The 21,929-nt window shown below is 73.4% G+C and carries 24 protein-coding genes and 1 tRNA gene; 10 read left to right on the top strand and 15 right to left on the bottom strand.

From position 1 onward, the window contains the following. Positions 1-15 precede the first annotated feature (15 nt). Together ACERUJ_RS02415 and ACERUJ_RS02410 are read right to left on the bottom strand one after the other, a co-directional pair. Positions 16-756: an SGNH/GDSL hydrolase family protein gene (locus tag ACERUJ_RS02415; protein ID WP_370246843.1), complete on the bottom strand. Its 741-nt coding sequence runs from the start codon at positions 754-756 to the stop codon at positions 16-18. A 10-nt stretch (positions 757-766) separates the two neighbouring features. Beyond that, positions 767-1,351 carry a hypothetical protein gene (locus ACERUJ_RS02410; RefSeq protein WP_370246842.1) on the bottom strand — a complete coding sequence of 195 codons (585 nt, stop codon included), beginning with the start codon at positions 1,349-1,351 and terminating at the stop codon, positions 767-769. A gap of 211 nt (positions 1,352-1,562) precedes the next feature. On the opposite strand from ACERUJ_RS02410, the gene ACERUJ_RS02405 reads away from it, so the two are divergent. The 6 genes from ACERUJ_RS02405 (at position 1,563) to ACERUJ_RS02380 (ending at position 7,729) form a co-directional block, all read left to right on the top strand. Next, positions 1,563-2,936, top strand: a complete 1,374-nt coding sequence (locus ACERUJ_RS02405) for an aminotransferase class I/II-fold pyridoxal phosphate-dependent enzyme (protein WP_370246841.1) — start codon at positions 1,563-1,565, stop codon at positions 2,934-2,936. Between the two features lie 88 nt (positions 2,937-3,024). Continuing rightward, positions 3,025-4,086: a hypothetical protein gene (locus ACERUJ_RS02400; protein WP_370246840.1), complete on the top strand. Its 1,062-nt coding sequence runs from the start codon at positions 3,025-3,027 to the stop codon at positions 4,084-4,086. An 18-nt stretch (positions 4,087-4,104) separates the two neighbouring features. Further along, positions 4,105-4,392, top strand: a complete 288-nt coding sequence (locus tag ACERUJ_RS02395; protein WP_370246839.1) for a DUF1905 domain-containing protein — start codon at positions 4,105-4,107, stop codon at positions 4,390-4,392. A gap of 132 nt (positions 4,393-4,524) precedes the next feature. Beyond that, positions 4,525-5,580, top strand: a complete 1,056-nt coding sequence (locus ACERUJ_RS02390) for a sodium-dependent bicarbonate transport family permease (RefSeq protein ID WP_370246838.1) — start codon at positions 4,525-4,527, stop codon at positions 5,578-5,580. Next, positions 5,580-6,380 (top strand): SDR family oxidoreductase, encoded by an 801-nt coding sequence (locus tag ACERUJ_RS02385; RefSeq protein ID WP_370246837.1) that lies wholly within the window; start codon positions 5,580-5,582, stop codon positions 6,378-6,380. Before ACERUJ_RS02390 ends, ACERUJ_RS02385 begins: the two co-directional genes overlap by 1 nt. 86 nt (positions 6,381-6,466) lie before the next feature. Continuing rightward, positions 6,467-7,729: a hypothetical protein gene (locus ACERUJ_RS02380; protein WP_370246836.1), complete on the top strand. Its 1,263-nt coding sequence runs from the start codon at positions 6,467-6,469 to the stop codon at positions 7,727-7,729. Positions 7,730-7,757: 28 nt separating this feature from the next. On the opposite strand, the gene ACERUJ_RS02375 is transcribed toward ACERUJ_RS02380, so the two are convergent. The 10 genes from ACERUJ_RS02375 to ACERUJ_RS02330 all read right to left on the bottom strand — a co-directional run bounded on the left by ACERUJ_RS02375 (position 7,758) and on the right by ACERUJ_RS02330 (position 15,565). Then, entirely contained in the window at positions 7,758-8,381 is a 624-nt protein-coding gene (locus tag ACERUJ_RS02375) for a hypothetical protein (protein WP_370246835.1), read from the bottom strand. Positions 8,382-8,760: 379 nt separating this feature from the next. Continuing rightward, the gene (locus ACERUJ_RS02370; RefSeq protein ID WP_370246834.1) at positions 8,761-9,180 is read right to left on the bottom strand and encodes a type II toxin-antitoxin system VapC family toxin; all 420 of its coding nucleotides are present in this window, start codon (positions 9,178-9,180) and stop codon (positions 8,761-8,763) included. Beyond that, positions 9,177-9,413: a hypothetical protein gene (locus ACERUJ_RS02365; RefSeq protein ID WP_370246833.1), complete on the bottom strand. Its 237-nt coding sequence runs from the start codon at positions 9,411-9,413 to the stop codon at positions 9,177-9,179. Before ACERUJ_RS02365 ends, ACERUJ_RS02370 begins: the two co-directional genes overlap by 4 nt. A 133-nt stretch (positions 9,414-9,546) precedes the next feature. Next, positions 9,547-9,777 carry a hypothetical protein gene (locus ACERUJ_RS02360; RefSeq protein ID WP_370246832.1) on the bottom strand — a complete coding sequence of 77 codons (231 nt, stop codon included), beginning with the start codon at positions 9,775-9,777 and terminating at the stop codon, positions 9,547-9,549. Between the two features lie 63 nt (positions 9,778-9,840). Continuing rightward, positions 9,841-9,914 (bottom strand) — tRNA-Met (locus ACERUJ_RS02355). A 69-nt stretch (positions 9,915-9,983) separates the two neighbouring features. Beyond that, positions 9,984-13,040 (bottom strand): UPF0182 family protein, encoded by a 3,057-nt coding sequence (locus ACERUJ_RS02350; protein ID WP_370246831.1) that lies wholly within the window; start codon positions 13,038-13,040, stop codon positions 9,984-9,986. After that, a complete protein-coding gene (locus tag ACERUJ_RS02345; RefSeq protein ID WP_370246830.1) occupies positions 13,037-13,720 on the bottom strand; it encodes a PPA1309 family protein in 684 nt (227 codons plus the stop codon). Before ACERUJ_RS02345 ends, ACERUJ_RS02350 begins: the two co-directional genes overlap by 4 nt. Then, positions 13,717-14,829: a PDZ domain-containing protein gene (locus ACERUJ_RS02340; RefSeq protein WP_370246829.1), complete on the bottom strand. Its 1,113-nt coding sequence runs from the start codon at positions 14,827-14,829 to the stop codon at positions 13,717-13,719. The genes ACERUJ_RS02345 and ACERUJ_RS02340 overlap by 4 nt, the downstream gene beginning before the upstream one ends. A gap of 78 nt (positions 14,830-14,907) precedes the next feature. Continuing rightward, positions 14,908-15,093 carry a hypothetical protein gene (locus ACERUJ_RS02335; RefSeq protein ID WP_370246828.1) on the bottom strand — a complete coding sequence of 62 codons (186 nt, stop codon included), beginning with the start codon at positions 15,091-15,093 and terminating at the stop codon, positions 14,908-14,910. Positions 15,094-15,136: 43 nt separating this feature from the next. After that, positions 15,137-15,565, bottom strand: a complete 429-nt coding sequence (locus ACERUJ_RS02330; RefSeq protein ID WP_370246827.1) for a molybdenum cofactor biosynthesis protein MoaE — start codon at positions 15,563-15,565, stop codon at positions 15,137-15,139. Between the two features lie 80 nt (positions 15,566-15,645). Between ACERUJ_RS02330 and ACERUJ_RS02325 the strand changes: the two genes are divergently transcribed. Both ACERUJ_RS02325 and ACERUJ_RS02320 read left to right on the top strand, forming a co-directional pair. Further along, positions 15,646-17,100, top strand: coding sequence for a zinc-dependent metalloprotease (locus ACERUJ_RS02325; RefSeq protein WP_370246826.1), 1,455 nt, complete (start codon positions 15,646-15,648; stop codon positions 17,098-17,100). Then, positions 17,097-17,720 carry an NUDIX domain-containing protein gene (locus tag ACERUJ_RS02320; protein WP_370246825.1) on the top strand — a complete coding sequence of 208 codons (624 nt, stop codon included), beginning with the start codon at positions 17,097-17,099 and terminating at the stop codon, positions 17,718-17,720. Before ACERUJ_RS02325 ends, ACERUJ_RS02320 begins: the two co-directional genes overlap by 4 nt. A gap of 31 nt (positions 17,721-17,751) precedes the next feature. Here ACERUJ_RS02320 and ACERUJ_RS02315 read toward each other — a convergent pair whose 3' ends face one another. The 3 genes from ACERUJ_RS02315 to ACERUJ_RS02305 all read right to left on the bottom strand — a co-directional run bounded on the left by ACERUJ_RS02315 (position 17,752) and on the right by ACERUJ_RS02305 (position 20,493). After that, positions 17,752-18,282, bottom strand: a complete 531-nt coding sequence (locus tag ACERUJ_RS02315; protein ID WP_370246824.1) for a M48 family metallopeptidase — start codon at positions 18,280-18,282, stop codon at positions 17,752-17,754. 9 nt (positions 18,283-18,291) lie between these two features. Continuing rightward, entirely contained in the window at positions 18,292-19,359 is a 1,068-nt protein-coding gene (locus ACERUJ_RS02310) for a PHP domain-containing protein (protein WP_370246823.1), read from the bottom strand. 279 nt (positions 19,360-19,638) lie between these two features. Then, positions 19,639-20,493, bottom strand: coding sequence for an enoyl-CoA hydratase/isomerase family protein (locus ACERUJ_RS02305; protein ID WP_370246822.1), 855 nt, complete (start codon positions 20,491-20,493; stop codon positions 19,639-19,641). Between the two features lie 193 nt (positions 20,494-20,686). On the opposite strand from ACERUJ_RS02305, the gene ACERUJ_RS02300 reads away from it, so the two are divergent. Then, positions 20,687-20,845 (top strand): DUF5679 domain-containing protein, encoded by a 159-nt coding sequence (locus ACERUJ_RS02300; protein ID WP_370246821.1) that lies wholly within the window; start codon positions 20,687-20,689, stop codon positions 20,843-20,845. A 160-nt stretch (positions 20,846-21,005) separates the two neighbouring features. Beyond that, positions 21,006-21,851, top strand: coding sequence for a hypothetical protein (locus ACERUJ_RS02295; RefSeq protein ID WP_370246820.1), 846 nt, complete (start codon positions 21,006-21,008; stop codon positions 21,849-21,851). The last annotated feature ends 78 nt before the right edge of the window (positions 21,852-21,929 follow it).

Raw genomic sequence — 21,929 nt, 5'->3', positions numbered from 1 at the left:
GGTCTCAGGGCCGTCTCAGGGCGTCGTGTCGTCCCCGAGCGCGAACCCGCCGACCAGGTCGGCGATCACCGCGGCGGCGGTGTCGCCGAGGTGCAGGTGGTCGGTCAGCAGGGTCAGGCCGCGCCGGCGGGCGATGGCGTCCCACGACCGGCGCAGCAGCAGGTGCTGGGCCACGGCGGTCATGATCGCCGGCACGCTGCCCTCGTAGGCCGGTGGTCGCGCCTGCGCGGGCAGGAGCGCGACGAGCCGCTCGTGCAGCGGCAGCACGGGCACACCGTGGCGGGCGGAGACGTCGACCAGCGCGGCGTTGTACGCGCGCACCAGGTCGTTCATCCGGCTGGTGAGGTCCTCCCCGATCGGGGGGAGCGTCAGCACGGCGACCCGCGTCCCGGTGGCCGCGGTGAGTCGCTGCAGGATCAGGTCGAGGTGCTCGGCGTACCACGCCAGGGTGGGTTCGGATCCCGGCGGCAGGGTCCGCGCGTAGCGGGCCCGCCAGGCCTCGTCGAGGTGGGCGTTGACGTCGTTGGTGCCGATCAGCACCGTCACGACGTCGGGCCGCAGTGCGAGGACGGGGTCGAGCCGCTGCGCCAGGTGGTGGGCGAGGTCGCCGTTGACACCGCCGTTGTGGAAGCGGGCCCGACCGCGGTGGCGCCGCGCGAGGATCCGCACGTAGTCCGCGCTGGCGTTGCCCCGGGTGATGCTGTCCCCCAGGCACGCCACGAGGGGCAGGTCGACCGCCGGTTCTCCTCGACGCACGGGGGTGAACCTACCCCGGGACGCCACGGCCGGCGGCGGCCTCCACCGCCGCTGCGAGGGCGTCGTAGCCCACGGGCGCCGCGAGGGTGCGCACCGTGGCCAGGCCCAACGAGCCCTGCCCCCGCCCGACGACCGTGGCGCGGTCGAGCACGTGGAACTCCCACTGGCCCACGTCGAGCGGGTCGTAGGCGTCGTGCTCCTGCGCTGCCTGGAGGCACAGCACGTCCACGTCGGCGTTGAAGGTCGCCTCCCGGCTGCGTCCGGCGACGGGGACCCAGGTGCGTCTCCGCAGACCGGTGAACACGACGCGCGTGCGTTCCGCCTGCGCCCAGGACTGCAGGAAGGCGCTGGCCTTCACCTCGACCCGGACGCCGGCGGGGGTGAGGACGTCGTGGTCGTGCCAGTCGGGCATCGGGGCGAGCACCCCGAGCGCGCGGGCCACCAGCCACTCGGCGAGCACGCCGCGCAGGGTGTTGGAGCGCAGGTCGCCGGCGGCGTAGCGCCAGAAGTCCACCACGGTGGCATCGAGGCCCCGGAAGGGTTCGGCGCCGGAGGGGACGGCCGGTGGGGGCGGGTCGACGCGGGGTGGCATCACGGCGCGACCGTAGCCGCGACCTCCGACACCGGGCACCGAAGTCATCTTGATCGCTGCACTTACGAAATATTTACCCCGCGGTGTGATCCACGCCCTATCCCGGCCGCCGCGACCGCGCGCACCGTGGAGGCGGGTCTCGGGCACCCGCGGTCCGGCGACCCCCGTCACCGCACGACGCCGACGTCGTGCGCCTCATCCAGGAGAGCCGCCCATGTGGACCACCGCGCAACGCCGCCGCCTCACCGAGACCCCGTACGCCGATGCCCTGGAGCGCCACGCCAGCGCCGGCATCGCCAACTTCCACGCCCTCCCGATCGGCTCCCTGGCCCACGCGCCCGACCCCGAGGACTCCCGCCACGCCCGGCAGACGCTGCGCCTGTTCGGCACCGAGCTGCTGGCCACCCAGATGACGCTGGGCTCCCCCGAGCTGGACTCCTTCTTCCGCGCCCACCGCACCCTGGCCCGCACCCGCCGGCTCACCGCGGAGGCCTTCGGGGCCGACGAGACCCACTACGTCACCACCGGCACGACCGGGGCCAACCAGATCGCACTCGAGGCCCTGCGCGTGCAGGGGGCGCGCGTGCTGGTCGACCGCTCGACCCACCAGTCGGTGCACTACGCCCTGGACCGGCTCGGCGCCGAGGTGACCCACGCCGCCACCGCACCCGACGACGCCGAGCACGGCGTCATCACCGCGCTGCGGCGCGCGGCGGCCGAGGGCGCGCCGTTCGACGTCGTCGTGATCGGGGTGTCGGCCTACGACGGGGCGCTGGTGCAGATGCGCCGCTTCCTGGCGGCGTTGCACGAGCTCACCGCCACCGCGGGCTGCCGGGTGCTGGTGGACGAGGCCTGGACCGCGATCCACGCCTTCCACCCGGTCCTGCGGCGCAACGCGGCGGTGCCGTGCATCCGCGAGGCCCTGGACGACCACCCGGACTGGCCGGCGTCGTTCCTGGTCACCCAGTCGGCGCACAAGTCGATGCTGGCGCTGCGCCAGGGCTCCTACCTGCACGTCGTGGGTCCGGAGTCGCTGCGCGCGGACGTGCACGCCGCGGTCTACCGGGTGCACACCACCAGCCCGTCGCTGCCGATCGTCGCCAGCCTCGACGTCGCCCGCGCCCACGCCGTCGCCGAGGGCGAGCGGCTGGTGGACCGGGCGCTGATCCTGGCCGACCGCATCCGCGACCTGGGGCACGCGACCCCCGGCCTCGCCGTGCACGAGCCGCTGCGCGGCGGGGGCGGGGCCTACCAGGTGGACCCGATGAAGGTGCACCTGCACCTCGGCAGCCCCGAGCGCGCCCACGAGGTGCGGCGCGAGCTGTTCGACGAGTACGGCGTGTTCGTCTCCCGCCAGGACGGCCCGACGCTGCTGTTCACCGTGCACGTCGGCGTCACCCCCGAGCAGGTCGACGTGCTCGCCGAGGGCCTCCAGGCGGTCTGCGGCGGGTCGGCGGCGCCCGAGAGCGTGCTGGGAGGTCGGTACGTCATCGCCTACCCGCCGGGCATCCCGCTGCAGGTGCCCGGCGAGCACCTCGCCGCACTGCCCGAGCGCCGAGCGGGCGAGGAGCTGTACTCCACCTTCTGAGGGCCGGCCGCGGTCCGGGCCGGCAGGACACCCGATGTTCATCCGCGGGTCCTAGCCTCGCCCCGACCGCGGCCGGAGGAGGGCGACGATGGACCACGCACCCGCGATCGGGCGCGCCCCCGAGGGCCGGCTGCTGCGCGGCATCGTCGTCGACCGCGCCCGTCACCACCGGCTGCGCCGCGACGCCGTCCTCGACCGCGCGCTGTCGACGCGCGGCCTGCGGGTGACGTACGCCGCCGCGGTCGCGCTCGGCACGGCCGGCGCGCTCGCGCAGGGCTGGCCCTGGATCGCGCTCGCGGCGCTCGGACCGGCGCTGCCGCTCGCGTGGTGGTGGTACGCGCAGGGGCGGACGATGCGCGCCGGTCTCGACGTCGGCCAGCGGCTGGAGGTGCGGCGCAGCCCCGAGGGCGAGCTGCTGCTCACCGACGTCACCGGCACCGTGCGGCTACCTCCCGGAGCGCTCGAGGACGCCGTCCGGTGGCGGAGCCTGCTGCTCCTGGCCCTCGGCCCCACCGCGGGCGCCGAGGGCGCGCCGCCGCGCTTCGTGGTGCCGGCGGAGACGTTCACCGACGCCGAGCTGGAGGAGATGCTCACCGACCACACCGACCACACCGGCCACACCGACCACACCGGCCACACCGACGCCGCCGCGGGGCCGGCCGGCGCCACGACGTCGCTGCAGATCACCCCGCCGATCGCCCGGCTGCTCGCGCGCACCGCGCGCCGACTGGCCCTCGGCTCCGAGGACGTCCTGGGCTGGTGGCTGTGCTGCCTGGTGCCGATCGTGGTGGCGGCGCTGATCGGCTCACCGGAGGCGATCGCGATCACCGCGCTGGTCTGCGGCGGCAGCGCGGTCACCACGACCGTGGCCGAGGTGGTGACCGCGGACGCGCGCATCGGGTCCCGGTTCCCACGCGGGCGACACGTCGCGCTGGTCGGCGACGCCGAGGGCTGTCGGATCCTCCGGGCCGGGCACAGCAGCGGGATCGCCTGGGCGACCTTCGACGCCCACCGGGTGTGCGACGACGTCGTGCTGCTGCGCCGCGAGCGTCGGTTCCCGCGGCCGACGGTGATCACCGTGCTGCCGATCGGGCTGGTGGACCCCGCCGTGCTGGCCCACCTCACCGGGGCACTCCCCCGTCGCTTCTGAGCCTGGCATCCTCGCCGCATGGGATGGGTGGCGCAGGCCGAACTCTGGGCGTGGCGCGAGGACCGTCCCGACGCGTGGGTCTTCCTCACCCTGCCCGCCGAGATGGGTGAGGACGTCCGCGACCTCGCCGGTCCGCGCACCGGCTTCGGCTCGGTGCCGGTGGTGGTCACGATCGGTGCCACGACCTGGCGCACCTCGGTCTTCCCCTCCGCCGAGGGCTACGCGCTGCCGCTCAAGCGGGCCGTGCGGCGCGCGGAGGGCCTGGAGGTCGGTGACGTCGTGACGGTCGAGGTCGAGCTGGCCTGATCCGGCGTCACCCGGCCGGCTATGACCTCGCTCACCTTCCTCCGCGGCGCATGACACCGGAAGTTCATTGCCTGTATTTTCGTGCGGGCAATCGACTTCCGCTCTCGCGCGGACATCCCCGAAGGAGGAGCGGTGACCACCGACGCTCTCAGCACCCTCACCGATCCGGTGATCCTGTTCTTCGTGCTCGGCCTCGTCGCCGGCGCGGTCCGCTCCACCCTCGAGATCCCGGCGCCGGTCACCCGGTTCCTCTCGCTCTACCTGCTCATGGCCATCGGCTTCAAGGGGGGCCAGGCCCTGGCGGCCAGCGGGGTCACCGCCGAGGGCGTCGTCGTGCTCGGCCTCGCCCTGGTGCTGTCACTGACCATCCCCACCCTGGGCTACCGGGTGCTGCGCGGTCGGGTGCCGGCCGCGGACGCCGCCGCCATCGCGGCCACCTACGGGTCGGTGAGCGCGGTGACCTTCGTCGCCGCCTCGCAGTTCCTCAGCGCGCGCGGCGAGGCCGTCGGCGGGCACATGACGGTCGCCCTGGTGGTGATGGAGACCCCCGCGATCGTGCTGGCGGTCGTGCTCGCGAACCGGGCGCGGAGCCGGCGCGTCGTGGTCACCCGGGAGCCGGTCGCGGCGGGCGTCGGAGGCGTGGCGACGTCCACCCCGACGGCCGCGGGCCCGCTCTCCGTCGAGACTCCGACCACGCCACCGCGGATCGGCGCCCTGCTGCGCACCGCGTTCACCGAGGGCACCTTCGTGCTGCTGGTGGGCTCGCTGGTGGTCGGCGCGGCCTCCGGCTCGGCGGGCGCGGAGGCGATGTCCCCGTTCGTGGTCGACCTGTTCAAGGGGCTGCTGGCCTTCTTCCTGCTCGACCTCGGCCTGGTCGTGGCGCGCCAGCTGCGCGAGGTGCGGGCGATCACGCCGTTCCTCGCCGGCTTCGCGCTCGTGACGCCGCTGGTGGGCGCCGCCCTCGCCCTGACCCTCGGCGCCCTCGCCGGTCTGGGCCTCGGCGACCTCACCCTGCTGATGGTCCTGGCCGCCAGCGGCTCCTACATCGTGGTGCCGGCGATCGCCCGGGTCGCGATCCCCGAGTCGCTGCCCTCGCGGTACCTCACGATGGCCCTGGGGTTCACCTTCCCGTTCAACATCGTGGTGGGCATCCCGCTCTACCACCACCTGGCCGGGCTGGTGGCGTGATGACGACGCAGCTGCTGGAGGGTCGCACGATCCTGGTGACCGGCGTCGTCACCACCGGGAGCATCGCCTACGGCGTGGCCCGCCGCGCGCTCGCGCAGGGGGCGCGCGTGGTCCTCACCGGGCTCGAGCGGGACCTGGAGAAGGCGCGGTCCGCAGCGGCGTCGCTCGGCGTCGACGACGTGCTGCCCTATGACGCCACCGATCCGGAGGCCGTCGACGCCGTGGTCGAGGCGATCCGGGTCCGCGTCGGTCACCTCGACGCCGCGCTGCACGCGATCGCGTTCGCCCCGCGGGCCGCGCTGTCCGGCGACATGGTCGGGGTCGACCCCGTAGGCCTGGAGAAGGCCTTCCGCACCAGCACGGTGTCCTACGCCGAGACCGCCCGGATCCTCCAACGGCTCGCGCCCGCCTCCGGCGCCAGCCTGGTCGGGCTGGACTTCGACGCCACCGGCGCGTGGTCGGTCTACAACTGGATGGGGGTCTGCAAGGCCGGGCTGGAGTCATTGAACCGCTACCTCGCCCGCGACCTGGGGCGCCTCGGTATCCGCGCGAACCTCGTGGCGGCCGGACCGATCCACACCCGGGCGGCCGGCGGCATCCCCGGCTTCGAGGACCTGCTCGACGCCTGGGCCGAACGTGCCCCGCTGCCCTGGGACCCGCACGACGTCGACCAGGTGGCCGACACCGTCTGCTTCCTCTTCTCCGACCTCGCCCGCGCGGTCACCGGGGAGATCCTCCACGTCGACGGCGGGTACCACGCGATGGCGGCGCCGCTGCGGCGCCGCGACGGGGCCGGCTGAGGCCCGGTCGCTCCGGGGGCACGGCCGGGGCGGGATGGTCCGCGGCTGTCAGGCTGCCGTCAGGTGACGACGGCAGCCTGCTGCCCATGAGCACCACGACGACGCGGCCCCGGTCCGCCACCCTGCTGCTGAACAAGGTCCCGGAGGTCACCCTCTGGTTCTGGATCATCAAGATCCTGTGCACCACCGTGGGCGAGTCCTTCGCCGACTACATCAACGAGACCCTCGGGTTCGGCCTCACCAACACCACCCTGCTCTTCACCGCGGTGTTCGCCGTCGTCCTCACCGCCCAGGTCAGCGCCCGCCGCTACGTGCCCGGGCTGTACTGGCTCACGGTCGTGGTCGTCAGCGTCACCGGCACTCTCTACACCGACATCCTCACCGACCGGCAGGCCGTGCCGCTGTGGATCAGCTCCACGGTGTTCGCGGTGCTGCTCGCAGCGGTGTTCGGCATCTGGTTCGCCCGCGAGCGCACGCTGTCGATCCACAGCATCGTGACCCGCCCCCGCGAGGCGTTCTACTGGCTCGCGGTCCTGGTGACCTTCGCGCTCGGCACCGCCACCGGCGACTGGACCCTCACCCTCACCGGCTGGTCGCCGGGCGTGTCGGTGCTGCTGCCCGCGACCCTGATCGGTCTCACCGTCGTCCTGTGGCGCTCGGGCGCCCACCCGGTGCTCTCGTTCTGGGTGGCCTACATCCTCACCCGCCCGCTGGGGGCCAACATCGGCGACTTCCTGGCCTCCCCCCACGCCGACGGCGGCGCCGGGCTCGGCACGCTCGGCACGAGCCTGGTGTTCCTGGGCGCGATCCTGGCCACGGTGGTCCACCTCAGCGTCTCGCGGGTCGACGTGATCGACACCCCGACGGACGCTGCCGCTGCTCCCACCGACCGGTCGCGCGAGCAGCGCGCACTGGCGGGCTTCGCCGTCATGGCGGTCGCCACCGCCGCCCTGCTCACCTACACCGACAGCCGCCCCCACGTCAGCGCCCTGGACGACGCCCCAGCGCCGAGCTGCAGCTCCGGCTCCGCGCCGGCCGACGACGCCGCCGCGCACGGTCTGGTCGTGACGGCCTTCCCCGCCGACGACATCGCCCGCTTCACCGGGCTGACGGCCGCGATCACCTCGGCGGTCGACGCCGGCGACACCGCAGGCGCCGCGGCGGCTGCCACCGACCTGGAGACCGCCTGGGACGACCGCGCCGACGCCCTCACCGCCGCCGACTGCGGGGCCTGGACCTACGTCGACCAGCGGATCGACCCCGTCCTCGCCGCGGTGCGCACCTCCACCCCCGATCGCGCCACCGAGGACGCCGCCCTCGCCCGCCTCACCGCCACCCTGGGCGGCTGAGCGGGGCAGGCTCACCCGGGCTTCCTCGTCACATCGTGGCGGGGAAGCGTCGCGAGCTCGCGACGAGCATGATCAGGACGAACAGTCCGACGACGGCCGCGAGCAGCAGCTCGCGGCCGGTCCGTCGGCGCGAGGGCACCGCGAGCAGCGAGACCCCCGCCACCGCTGCACCGATGGGCAGCACGAGGATCGGCACCACCAGCTGGAGCACCACCGAGAGCACCCCGATCCCGCCGCCCAGGCCCAACGCACGCCCGAAGGAGATCGGCGGCTCGGCCCGCGGCAGCCCCACCACCGTGACCGGCCCCCCGCTCGCCAGCTGGTTCGGCGCCAGCACCCGCAGCAGCAGCGTCACCGTCGCCGGATCGGCGACCACGACGACGTCGCGGAAGCGGTCCACCAGGGCGTGCTCGCGCACGAGCGCGTCGAGGCGGTGGCCGCGATCGACGTCGGGGAAGCGCACGGGCGCCAGCTCCAGCTCGGGCTTCACGCTCCCCGCCACCGCCCGCGCCGCCGACTCCGCCACGCCCTTCGCCTCCGCGGTCGGCGCCGTCAGCACCAGTGCCCCACGGTCCGCACATCGCCGCAACCGACCGACGTCCTCGGGCCCGGCCACCGCGCTCACGACGGTGATGCGCTGGGAGTCGGCCACGTCCCGACGATATCGCCGCGCCGGCAGCGTCCGACCCACCCGAACGCCGACATGGTCCCCAGGGCGTCTAGGCATCGTGGTCGGAGCCAGCGAAGCCGAACTACTTCTCTCTGCTCGGGAACCGCCCCACATGGCAACAGGGCCTGATCTGCATTCCTGCAGGTCAGCCCCCTGTTCTTGTAGCGGGGGCAGGGTTGGAACCTGCGACCCCTGGACAAGGTAGGCCACTTGCCCGCTGGTACTCGCCAGTGCCCGTTGCAGCGCATCTCTGCTGGTGACGGCCGAGGAACGGCACTCTGACAGTGCTCACGGTCACCCGCCGATGCCCGCTGCTGCTCGATGACCTCGGGCCCACGAATGGCCCACGGTCGAATCCTGGCTACGGCAGCAAGGTCAGGTAGTCGACGTGACGCGGTCGAACATTCGGGAAGTGCCGGTGGTCGAGGGTGGCGACTTCGTTGACCTTGAGCCGTTCGGCGATAGCGATCACCGAAGCGTCGGTCGTTCCGAGCGGAAAGTCCCGGTAGCTGTCGACGAGCTCGATGATTCGGGGCAGGTCCTCGACGACGAGGTCGACCAGCGCCAGGTCGGCGTCTGCGAAGGCCTGCAGGAACATGAGCTCCTGGTCGGTTCCGCCTTGCTTCTGGATGGCGTAGGCAACCTCGGCAACGACGGTCTGCGGTACCAACAGCTTCTCGGAGTTGAGGTGCAGGGCTGCGAACATGTCGACGCATCGACGGTGGTCACGATCGTCTGCGATCGCGGCGGCGATCAGCGGACCCGAGTCCACCAGGATCATCCGCGGAAGTCCTGGCCGAATCCTGCCTCGGCGAGCAAGTCATCGACCCGGCTGGCGTTGTCAGTGCGCCCGTTGGCTGCATGCTTGATGCTGCCGAAGAACGCTGGCGGCCAGGAGCGGTTGCCGTGCGGCTTCCGGGAATCGAGCGCGCGAGCCGTCGACAGAAGTGTGCTCACCTCTGCTTCGGGGAGCTCTTCGATGAGGTGCATGAGCTCCTCGCGTGCTTCTGACATGCCCCCGATTCTACCGTCACGACTGGGTGTCGCTGCGGTTCCACGCCGCCCCGCTTCGACCGGCGACGCGCGCGACGTGCTAGCCCGGTCCACGATCCGCTCGTCGTCGGCCCCTGATCGAATCTCGGCCCGGTCAGAGCTGCGGGTCGACCGGCTCGGACTCCAGAGCGAGAACGGCGAACACCGACTGGTGAGCCTTCCAGAGCGGCTCGCATCCGACGAGGGCGGTGAGCGCCTCGATGCCGAGTCCGAGCTCGTGCTGCCATGTTGTGAACCTCCGTGTCGATGATGTGATCGATCTACGTACGGCTCTGACGCGACTCATGACTGCGTTGTCGTCGGAGGTGTAGTCACACTCCGCCATCAACGACCAGAGGCCGCCTCCAGCATCTGCTGGAAACGGCCCCTGAACTGGTACATCAACTTGTAGCGGGGGCAGGATTTGAACCTGCGACCTCTGGGTTATGAGCCCAGCGAGCTACCGAGCTGCTCCACCCCGCGTCGGTGAACAGAACGTTACCGGGCCCGTCGGCGGGGACCAAATCGGGGTCCCCGCCGACGGGCCGCGGCTCAGCCGGCGGGCGTCGCGGAGGCCGACTCCGAGGGAGTGTCGGCCGGGGTGTCGGCAGCAGCGCCGCCGTCACGCGCCCGGAGCTGGTCGCGCAGGGCGGCCACCTCCTCGAGCTTGCGCTGGGCCTCGGCGACCTTGTCGGCGTAGGTGGCCAGGTCGCCGTCGGCGAGTGCGGCGTCGGCGTCGTCGAAGGCCTGCAGGGCGGCGGCGAGGGCGGCGTCGAACCGCTGCTGGAGCGAGCCCGAGGGGGTCCCGTCGCCGTTGCCGGAGCCGTTGTCGGTCCCGGTGCCGTTGCCGTTGTCGCCGCCGTCGCCGCCGTCACCGGGGTCGACCGGGGTGACCGATCCGCCGTCGGTGAACAGGACCTCGATGGCCTCCTGCAGGTTGCTGCCGTAGCCGACGTCCTCGCCGTAGCGCACCAGCACCAGCCGCAGCTCGGGGTAGGACGCCGTGGTGCCCTGGCTCTGGGCGTAGACCGGCTGCACGTTCATCATCTCGCCGTTGAGCGGGAAGGTGAGCATGTTGCCGTAGGTCACCCGGGCCCCGGAGTTGCGCAGCGGCAGCAGCAGGCTGTTGATCGCGTCGTTGTTGACGAACTCGTTGGCGACCTGGCCGGGACCCGGCGTCTGGTTGCTGGAGTCGGCGTCGACGTTGGCCAGCTCGACGACGCGCATCGTGCCGTAGTCCTCGCTGGTGCCGTCGGAGTTCACCTGGATGAAGGAGGCCAGGTTGTCGCGGTTGAACGGCACGTACACCGAGGTCAGCGCGAAGTTGCGGCCACCCTCGCCGTCGCTCACGAACAGCCGGTACGGCGCCTGGTAGGTGCCCGGGCTCTGCGGGTCGACCGGCACCTCCCAACGGTCGTTGTTCTCGTACCAATTCCGGGCGTCGGTGACGTGGTAGCGGGCGAACTGGTAGCGCTGGACCTTGAACAGGTCCTCGGGGTAGCGCACGTGGTCGAGCAGCTGCTCCGACATCTCCGACTTGTCCTTCACCGTGCCGGGGAAGGCGCTCTCCCACGCACGCAGGATCGGGTCGGTCTCGTCCCACTCGTAGAGCGTCACCTCGCCGGTGTAGGCGTCCACGGTGGCCTTGACGGCGTTGCGCATGTAGTTGATCTCGTCGGTGGGCAGGGTCTGCAGCCCGACGTTGGTCTGCAGCGCGTCCTCGATCATGGTGTCGAAGGACTCCCGCTGCGAGTTCGGGAACCGGTCGGTGGTGGTGTAGCCGTCGAGGATCCACAGGATCCGGCCGTCGACCACGGCCGGGTACGGGTCGGCGTCCACCGTCAGCCACGGCGCGACCTTCTCGACGCGGTCGGCCGGGTCGCGGTTGAACAGCACCTTGGAGTTCTCGTTGACCCGGCCCGAGAGCAGGAAGTTGGGCTCACCGAACTTGATCGCGAACATCAGCTTGTTGAACGCCGAGCCCACCCCGGCGTCGCCGGGGCCGTCGAAGGTCGTGGTGGAGCCGAGGTCGGAACCGGGCACCGGCAGGTTCAGCTCGACGTCCTCGTCGTCGCTGCTGGCCTTGCCCACCACCGAGTAGTCGGGGCTCTGCTCGCCGTAGTAGATGCGGCTCTCGAAGTCCCCCAGCTCCTCGGACAGGTCGTCCTCACCGCTGAGGCCCTGCGCCCACTCGATCGGGGCCGCCGACTGGTCGTCCGAGGACGTCGACAGCGCGCCGTCCTTGTCGCGCTGGTTGGCGTAGGCGGCGATGATGCCGTTGCCGTGGGTGTACACCGTGGCCAGGTTCGACCAGTTGCGCGACGACGCCTCCAGGCCGTCCTGGCTCAGCTCGCGCACGCCGAGCACCAGCGCCCGGTCCTCACCGTCGATGGAGTAGCGGTCGACGTCGAGCACCGGCGCCACGGAGTAGTAACCGCGCTGCTGCTGCAGGTTCTCGAAGGCCGGGGACACCAGCTTGGGGTCCATCAGCGGCACCGAGCGCGTGTTGGACTGCAGCAGCTCGGCCGGCAGCGTCTGCGCGGCGCTCGCGGCGTCCAGCGGCGCGGAGTCGGCGTCCTGCAGGTCGTAGGCCTGCCGGGTGGCGGCGATGTTGGCCTGGATGTAGGGCTCCTCCTTGTCCGCTTCGGAGGGGTTGACCTGGAACTGCTGCACGATGGCGGGGAAGATCATGCCGATCAGCACCGCCGAGAGCGCCAGCAGCGCGAGGCCCACCGACGGCAGCTGCCAGGTGCGGCGCCAGATGTTGAGGAAGAACAGCACCGCGCAGATCGCGGCCACACCGACCAGGATGTTGCGGGCCGGCAGCACCGCGTTCTCGGCGGTGTAGTTCATGCCCGTGAACAACGAGTTCTGGTTGGTGACCAGGTCGAAGCGGTCGAGGTAGTAGTCCACCGCCTTGACCAGCACGAACAGGCCCAGCAGCACCGAGAGCTGCACCTGCGCCGGCCCCGAGAGCCGGTCGCGCGTGGCCTGCAGCCGGATGCCGCCGTAGAGGTAGTGGGTCACCATGCCGGCCAGCAGACCGATCACGAGCGAGGCGAGCAGGAAGTCCACCACGAAGTGCTGCCACGGCAGCGTGAAGACGTAGTAGCCCAGGTCGCGGTCGAAGTAGGGATCGTTGGTGCCGAAGTCCTGGGCGTTGCGCCACAGCAGGTAGGTGCGCCAGTGGCCGACACCGGAGGCGCCCGCGAACGCACCGATCACCGCGGCCACCGCGACGACCAGCCACACCCGGATCGGGGTGACGGCGTCGCGGTAGCGGTCGAGGTTGTTCTGCTCCCGGCTGTTGGGGCGGAACAGCGGACGGAAGCGGTAGGCGAGGTAGATGTTGGCGGCCACGATGCCGCCCATCACGAGGCCGAAGACGAAGAACAGCCCGACCCGGGTCCACAGCAGGGTGGAGAAGACGTCGCCGTAGCCGGCGGAGTTGTACCAGAGCCGGTCGGTGTAGATCGCGGAGAAGCCGGTCAGCCCGAAGATGCCGACCACCACCACGGCGGCGGTGATCAGCAGGGCGCGGGGGCGCCTGTTGGCCGTGGCCGCACCTCCCCCGGGGCGTCGCGGGTCGTCGTCGAAGAGGTCACTCACGGCATCTCCTGGTCGTGGTGCGTGGCGGGCGGGTCGAGCGGGTCGTGCAGGTCAGGGGACCCCGGCGGGTCGGGGGCCTCGAGCGGGTCGGCCGGCGCGGTCGCCCGGGGCGGCAGCGGGTCGAGGTCGAGGGTGGCGCGCAGCAGGGTGAGCAGACCGGGCACGAGGTCGATCCCGCCCACCACCGAGGCGTCGTCGTCGTGGGCACGCAGCCGCAGCGCGCAGTAGGTGGAACCGGTGCGGGTGGCGCCGGCCACGATCCGCACCTCCTGACGGTCGGGGTGCTCGCTGGCGTAGGCGCGGGCGGCCACGGGGTCCTCGGGCACCGCGACGTCGGCGCCCGGCGGCAGCACGAGGCGCTCCACCACCACGGCGCAGCCCGTGACCGAATCGGGCCACTCGATCTGCTCCAGCAGCTGCTCCAGCGGCTGGTCGGGACCCACCTGGTCCTGCTCGACGGCGGTGAGCGACCCGGCGGAGTCGGAGCCGTCGAGTCCCATCGCGGCGGCGAGCGCGGGCTCGGAGGCCACCAGCGCGGCGGTGTCGACCAGCGCGTAGAGCCGGCCGGGCTGGTCCCAGCCCTCGGCGGCGAGGTGCTGCTCGATCTCCAGCACCGCCGCGGCCAGGGCCGGGTCGGCGTCGAGGTCGCCCCAGCGGGGGTCGGCGGAACGTTCGGTCATGAGGCGGCCCGCACGGCGTCGGCGTCCTCGCAGGACGGCAGGTCGGCGTCGGGGTCCTGGGCGTACTCCTCCAGTGCCAGCCGCACCTCGTGCATGGTGGTGGCCATCATCAGCCGCATGTCGCCGTTGTTGTCGGCGGCCAGGGCGTCGGCGCAGTTGTCGATCGGCACGAGGAACAGGTCGGCGCCGTCGTCGCGGGCACCGGCGATCTTCTGCTGGATGCCGCCGATGGGGCCGACGCTGCCGTCGGGCGCGATCTCCCCGGTGCCGGCCACGTCGCGCCCCCCGGTGAGCGAGCCCGGGGTGAGGGTGTCGTAGACCGCGAGGGAGAAGATCAGGCCCGCGCTGGGACCGCCGATGTTCGGGTCGATGTCGATCGACACGTCGAAGGGGAAGTCGTAGTCGTAGCCGGGCTGGATGCCGATCACGGGCACGCCGTCGGCGGGCACGGTGCGCACCGTGACGGTCATGGGCTTGCCCATCCGCTCGATGCCGATGCGCAGCTCGGTGCCGGCGGGCTGGCTGCGGATCGCGGAGACCAGGGCGCGGTCGTCCTCGATCGCGGTGCCGTCCACCGAGCGCAGGATGTCGCCCACGACGAGCTTGCCGTCGGCGGGCAGGCCGTCGGTGACGCCGGCGACCTTGAGCACCTGCGGCACCTCGATCCCCATCTCGCGCAGCGCGACCTCCACCGCGGAGTCCTGGGAGGTCGCCATCTGCTCCGCGCCCTCCTGGCGGCTGCTCTCCGGCGTCTCGTCGGGGGCGTGCACGACGTCGTAGGGGTAGACCGCACGGTCGGAGTCGAACCAGTCGGTCATCAGCTCGAACAGCGAGAGCCCCGGGGTCTCCCCCGGCGAGGCGGGCTGGCTCACCGCCACGGTGGTCATCCGCAGCTCGCCGTCGTCGCGGTACACCGGGTGGCCCGCGACCTGGATGACGTCGGTGGCGTCGGTGCCGCTGGGGCCCCCGAGGGCGGCGGTGGTGCCGAGCACGTCGAGGGTGCCGCCGGGCGAGTAGGTGGCGAAGAAGAGCTTCTGGGTGCCCACGAACACGAGCAGAGCGAGGATCGTGGGCACCGCGAGGAACGCCGCCACCAGGCGTTGTGTCATGGCCTCACTGTCCCAGATCGACCCAACACCCGCTCAGGTGGCGGGCCGCTCGCGCTTGGCGCGCCTGCCGACGTGCGCTCAGGGCGTCCGCCGCCGGGTGGCGCCCGGCCAGCGGCGCCGTCGCGGCTCCAGGGCGCGCGCCATGCGCCGCAGCGAGGCGTCGCGGTCGACCTCGCGCCGGGCCCGGCGACCCAGCCACCCCACCCAGGCCATCGCGACCGCGGTCACGAGGACCGCGGGCAGCAGCCAGAGCAGGACGAGCACCCTGCCCAGACTAGGGCGCGCGCGAGCGGGCGGGCGGCAGCCGTCACGGCGTGCCGACCCACTCCTCGGTGCCGTCGGCGAAGAGCTGGTGCTTCCAGATCGGGACCTCGGCCTTGAGGGTGTCGATGAGGTCGCGGGTGGCGTCGAAGGTGGTGCCGCGGTGGGCGGCCGCCGTGCCGACGACCACCGCGATGTCGCCGATGCCGAGGGCACCCACCCGGTGCACCGCGGCGACGCCGTCGACGTCGTGGCGGGCCGCCACCAGCTCGCACACCTCGCGCAGCCGCGCGAGCGCGGTGGGATGGGCGGAGTAGTCGAGCCCGGACACGCCCTTGCCGCCGTCGTGGTCGCGCACGCGGCCGACGAAGAGGGTGACGCCGCCGTCGGCGTCGTCGTCGAGGCTGGCGAGCACCTCCTCCACCGACAGCGGGGTGTCGTGGATAGCGGCGAGTCGTACGGGCTGCCCGGTCACGCGGCGAAGCCTAGGGCGTCGCCGGGTGACCCGCGACACACGGGTGGGTGCGCGTAGGGGCCCTGAGTACCGTGGAACCCATGAACGACCGCTCCGACGACACCCCCGGCGACTCCGGGGACCAGCCCAACCCCTTCAAGGGCACTCCGTTCGAGCAGCTGTTCAGCCAGATCCTCGGTCCCGGCGGGCTCGGCGACCTCGGCGGCCTGCTCGGCGGCCTGGCCGGTCCCACCGGTGCCGGCGGCGGTGGCATGCCCTTCGGGTTCGCGATGCCCGGCGCCACGGGCGGTGGCTCCGCGCCCGACCTGGGCGCCCTGCTCGGCCAGTTCCAGGCGTTCATGCAGCCCCACGACGGGCCCCTGAACTGGAACGCCGCGGCCGACCTCGCCCGCAAGACCGTGGCCCAGCAGCCCGACCCCTCCCCCACCTCCAAGCAGAGCGACGCCGTGGCCGACGCCGTGCGGCTGGCCGACCTCTGGCTCGACGAGACCACCACCTTCCCCTCCGGCGTCACCGGCACGGCCGCCTGGAGCCGCGCGGAGTGGATCGTCGGCACCCTCGAGGTCTGGAAGGTGCTGGTCGCGCCGGTGGCCGAGCAGTCCACCAAGGGGCTCAGCGGCGCCCTCCCGCCGGAGGCCCAGGCGATGGCCGGCCCGCTGCTCGGGATGATCGGCAAGGCGATGGGCGCCATGATGGCCGGCCAGATCGGCTCCGGCCTGGGCGAGCTCGCCGGGGAGGTGCTGAGCGCCTCCGACGTCGGCCTGCCGCTGGGCGCCCCCGGCCGCGCCGCCCTCGTGGTCGGCAACGTCGCGGAGTTCGCGGCCGGCCTCGACGTCCCGCAGGAGGACGTGCTGCTCTACCTCGCCCTGCGCGAGGCCGCCCACCAGCGGCTCTTCGCCCACGTGCCGTGGCTGCGCCAGCACCTGCTCGACGCCGTCACCGACTACGCCTCCGGGGTGGAGATCAACGTCGAGAGCCTGCAGCAGCGGATGGAGGAGCAGATGCGGGGCATCGACCCCTCCGACCCCTCCTCGATCCAGCGCGCGATGGAGGGCGGGATGTTCGACCTGCCCGAGTCGCCGCAGCAGAAGGCCGCCCTGGAGCGCCTCGAGATCGCGCTCGCGCTCGTGGAGGGGTGGGTCGACGAGGTCGTCGGCCTCGCCACCGCCGAGCGGATGCCCACCGCCGCCAAGCTGCAGGAGGCCGTGCGCCGTCGTCGCGCCGCCGGTGGTCCCGCCGAGCAGACCTTCGCCGCCCTCGTCGGGCTCGAGCTGCGCCCGCGCCGGCTGCGCGACGCCTCGGCGCTGTGGGGCTCCCTGCGCACCCGTCAGGGCCTCGAGGCCCGCGACGGCGTGTGGATGCACCCGCACCTGCTGCCCACCGCCGCCGACCTCGACGACCCGCTGGGCTTCCGCGAGGGCGCCACGCTGGAGGAGTTGAGCGAGGACGAGTTCGACGCCGAGCTGGCCAAGCTGCTCGACGGCGACCTGCCCCCCACCGACGGGCCGGAGAGCCCCGAGGCCGGGGACGCGTGAGCGCGACCGACTCCGCCACCGACGCCCTCCCCCACGACACCCTCCACGAGGACGCCCTGGCCGCCCTGGAGACGTGGCGGGCGCCGGACGCCGACCAGGAGGAGCTGCGTCGGCGCTACGTCGCCCACCTGCGGGCGCATCATGACGGTCTGCGCCGCTCGTGCCGTCCCGACCACCTCACCGCCTCCACCCTCGTGCTCAGCCACGACGGCGCCCGGGTGCTGCTCACGCTCCACGCCAAGGCGCGCCGCTGGTTCCAGTTCGGCGGCCACTGCGAGGCCGGCGACACCTCGCTGGCGGCGGCGGCGCTGCGGGAGGCGCGCGAGGAGTCCGGCGTGCGGGACCTTGAGCTCGACCCGGTGCCGGTGCACCTGGACGAGCACGAGGTCGCGTTCTGCCGCGCCGACCCCGACGCCGTGCCGTCGGGCGGCGACGCCGGCGGGCTGGTGCACCACCTCGACGTCCGCTTCCTCGCCGTCGCCCCCGCCGGCGCCGAGCACGCGGTGAGCGAGGAGTCCCTCGACGTGCGCTGGTTCCCCGTCGACGCGCTGCCCGAGGCCGAGCTCGCGCCGCTGGTGCGTCTGGCGCGGGAGCGCCGGGCGGCCGCCCCGACGCCCTGAGCCGCCCTGAGCCGCCCTTGAGCCGCGCCGGCTAGTCCTCGAACTCCGAGGGCGGGCGCACCGCGGAGGCCTCCGACCAGCCGAGCAGGTAGCCCTGGGCCTTGCGCGACTTGGGGTAGCGGTCCACCCACGCCCAGAACGCGGCGTCGTGGCGCGGCTCGAGGAAGTGCGCCAGCTCGTGCACCAGCACGTAGTCGAGCACCCAGCCGGGCATGCCCTGCAACCGCTCCGAGACGCGGATGGTGCCGTCGGCCGGGGTGCAGGAGCCCCAGCGCGAGTGCTGGTTGGCCACCCAGCGCACCGAGACGGGCTCGGCCAGGCCGCCGAGGTACTTGTCGCTCAGCGCGCGGGCGCGGCGGGTGAGGTCGTCGTCGCTGAGCTCGCTGCGGGCCTCGGCGCGCAGGATCTTGGCGACCATGGCCGTGACCCAGGTCTCCTCGTCGTCGGCGTCGAAGGAGGCGGGGATGAGCACGACGATCCGCTCGCCGTCGCGGTAGGCCGAGACCGTGCGACGACGCCGCTTGGACCGGCGGACCTCCACCGGGGGACGTCGTCGCGACATGCACGCAACCTAGAGCCGTCGGGCCGCCCAGGCCAGTAGCCGCTCCCGCGGCCAGGTGTTGACGATGCGCTCGGGGTCGATCCCCACGGCCTCGGCGCGCTCGCAGCCCAGGACCTGGAAGTCGAGCTGGCCGGGGGCGTGGGCGTCGGAGTCGATCGAGAACAGGCACCCGGTCTCGGCGGCGAGTTCGAGCAGCGCGGTGGGCGGGTCGCGGCGCTCGGGGCGGGCGTTGATCTCGACCGCGACCCCCTGCTCGGCGCACGCCTCGAACACCGCGCGGGCGTCGAAGCGCGACTCCGCGCGCCGCCCGCGCGCGCCGGTGACGAGCCGGCCGGTGCAGTGCCCCAGCACGTTGGTGAACGGGGAGCGGACGGCGGCGATCATCCGCCGCGTCATCGGTTCGGGGTCCATCGCGAGCTTGGAGTGCACGCTCGCCACCCGCAGGTCCAGCCGCGCTAGCATCTCCTCGGTCTGGTCGAGCGACCCGTCGTCGAGGATGTCGACCTCGATGCCGCGCAGCAGGCGGAACGGCTCCCCGCCGCCGGAGAAGTGCTCGTTGACGGCCGCGACGACGTCGAGCTGGCGCGCCAGGCGTTCCGCACTGAGTCCGCGCGCGACCTTCAGCCGCGGCGAGTGGTCGGTGAGCACGAGGTAGTCGTGGCCCAGCTCGAGGGCGGTCATCGCCATCTCCTCCAGCGGGGAGCCCCCGTCGCTCCAGTCGGAGTGGGAGTGCAGGTCGCCGCGCAGCGCCGCCCGGACCCGCGTGCCGCCCTGGGTGAGCGGGGCGCCGAACCGGGCCTCGGCGTCGGCCAGTCGCGGGGAGGGCTCGCCCCGCACGGCCGCCTCGATCACCGCCGCGGTGCTCGCCCCGATGCCCGGCAGGTCGGTGAGGGTGCCGGCGCGGGTCGCCGCGACGACGTCGTCGGGGGCCATGGCGGTCAGGGTCGCGGCCGCCCGTCGGTAGGCCTTGACCTTGTAGGTGTCCTCCCGGGCCCGCTCGAGCAGGAAGGCGATCCGGCGCAGCGCCGCGATCGGGTCCGCGCCGTGGTTCTCGGGCACCGCGTTCGTCGTGCTCACCGGCCCGTCCTCCCCAGGTTCTGCTCGTCCATCCCCATGTCCCGCGTCTTTCTCCCCAGGTTATCCACAGGCTGTGGGGCGTCGTCGTCCCGCCAGGACGACCGGGGATTGACGCGCCACCCCCGGGGTCCCTAGCGTGACGCCCACGGCCCCCGGGCCGCCCGAGGATGCTCGCAAGGGGAAGGCGAGTGTCCACACGGCGGCACGGGGGCTCTCTGCGTCCCGGCCACCGCGGTCCGGCCCCGACTCGGGCCCGACTCGGGCCCGACTCGGGACCGGTCAGCGGCCGGTGAAGCGCGGTGCCCGCTTGGCCTGGATCGCCGCGATCCCCTCCTGGAGGTCCTCGGTCGCCATCGTGATCGGCTGGGCCAGCGCCTCCCACTGCAGCGCCGACTCGAAGTCGGCGTGTCCGCCGTCGCGCAGGGCGAGCTTGGTGAGCTTGCTGGGGATCGGCGCCGTGGCGGCGATCCCGACGGCGGCGGCCAGGGACTCCTCGGCGAAGGTCTCGGCCGGGATCACGCGCGAGACCAGGCCCAGCCGCAGCGCCTCCTCCCCCGCCACCAGCCGGCCGGTGAGCAGCAGGTCGCGGGCGATCGCGGGGCCCACGACCTCGGGCAGCAGGTAGGTGCCGGCCATGCCGGGGTGCATGCCGAGGGTCACGAACGGCACCCCCAGCTTGGCGGTGGGCGTGGTGAACCGCAGGTCGCACGCCAGCGCCATGCACAGCCCGGCCCCGATCGCGGCCCCGTTGATGGCGGCGATGGTCGGCACCTCCAGCTGCCGGATCGAGAGCCACGCCCGGTAGAAGGGCAGCATCCGGTCGCGCAGCTGGTCGACGCTGAAGTCGGGATCGCCGGCGATCCAGGAGGTGTTCCCGCCCGAGCAGAACGCGCTGCCCTCCCCGGTCACCAGCACCGCACGCAGGCCGGGCTCGGAGCGCAGCGCCTCGACGGCCCGCACCCAGGAGGAGGTCATCTCCTCCGACATCGCGTTGCGCTGCTCGGGGTTGTCCAGCACCAGCCGCACGACGCCCGGGGCGGGTCGTTCGACCCGCAGGTGGGGAAGCTCCGACACCGGTTCCGGGGTGGTCGCCGGGGTGGTCGCAGGGGCGGCAGGGGTCGCGTCGGCGCTCATGGCGCGCACGCTACCGCCACGCCGCGCCACGCCGCGGGGCGCGGCTGCCGCACGCGGCGGCTCGGTGTGTCGTAGTGTCGTGCCCGCCTCGCGAGACGCGCGGGGGCGCGGCGGGCTTCCCTGAGGTCAGCACCCGTCGCACGTCAAGGTCCAGCGGCGGTGTCGCCGGTGGAGGATCAGGAAGCAGGAAATCATGGCGGAGACCTGGAGCGGCGAGTTCTACTGCGTCAAGTGCAAGGAGAAGCGCCAGGCCGACGGCGAGGTGAAGGTGAACGACAAGGGCACCAAGATGGCCAAGGCCGTCTGCCCGGTCTGCTCGACCAACCTCAACCGCATCCTCGGGAAGGCCTGAGCCACACCCCACGTCGACGACGGCGGTCGCCCCCGGGCGGCCGCCGTCGTGGCGTCTCCCGGCCGGACCGGTACTCGGCGATGCCCTCGCCCGACGGTCGCGGCCGGGGCCCTGTGGAGAGCCACCGACGACCTCGGCCCGAGCGTGCCAGGGTCGGCGCATGCGCCCGTCGGATCCCGCCCCGGCCTCCTCCCCCGCGACGACGTCGCCCCCCGGTGGGTCGCCGCTGCGCCTGCTGCCCGGCGTCCACGCGGTGCCGCGCGGTGACGGCTACCTCCACCTCGGTCTCGATCCGCCCCACCGCGCGGTCCTGCCCGACCGGCCCGAGGTGCACGCGCTCCTCGCCGCCCTGCGCTCGGAGTCGGGCCTGGTCGGCTCCCCTGATCCGGCGCAGTCCCCGGCCCTCGACGCCCTACGCGACGCCGACCTGCTGTGCGCCCCGGACCCGCCGCGGCGCCGTGTCGGGGTGCACCTGGTCGTCGGCCGCCTCGACGTGCGGCCCCTGGCCGCCGTGCTCGACGGGGCGGGTCTGCCGGTGCGCTGCGAGGCGGGGATCGCCGGCGCCGGGCCCGAGGACGTCGTGGTGCTCGCCAGCACCGGCTACGACACCCGCCGCCATGGCGACCGGCTCGTGCGGCGCGGCCTGACGCACCTCGTGCTGGGCCCCGGACCGATCCCCGGTCGGCCGCGGCTCGGGCCCTGGGTCGTGCCGGGCACCACCGCCTGTCTGCGCTGTGTGGACGCCGAGGACGGCGGCGACGACCCGCGCCGGTGGTGGGTCATGCAGGACCTGCTCGACCGTGCCGCACCCGCCCTGTGCCCGGGCGAGCTGCCGCTGCTGCTCGGCTGGGCGGCGCGCGACCTGCTCGCCTGGGCCGCCGGCGGCACCCCCACCACCTGGTCGGGCACGGTGGACCTCGCCCCCCAGGGCCCCGTGCTGAGGCCCCGGCGTCCCAGCCCCTACTGCGGGTGCACCTGGGACACCGACCGGTCCGGCCCGGTCTGATCCGCCCCGTCCGCCGTGCGGACGGGCCGGAGAACGCCACAGGGGGGGGGGGGGGGCGGGGGGGGGGCCCCCCCCCCC

Origin of the sequence: Nocardioides sp. (genome assembly GCF_964228225.1) — a bacterium.
Classification (GTDB): domain Bacteria; phylum Actinomycetota; class Actinomycetes; order Propionibacteriales; family Nocardioidaceae; genus Nocardioides.
Note: the sequence above shows the minus strand (reverse complement) of the source record. Positions and strands in the feature narration are given on the sequence as shown.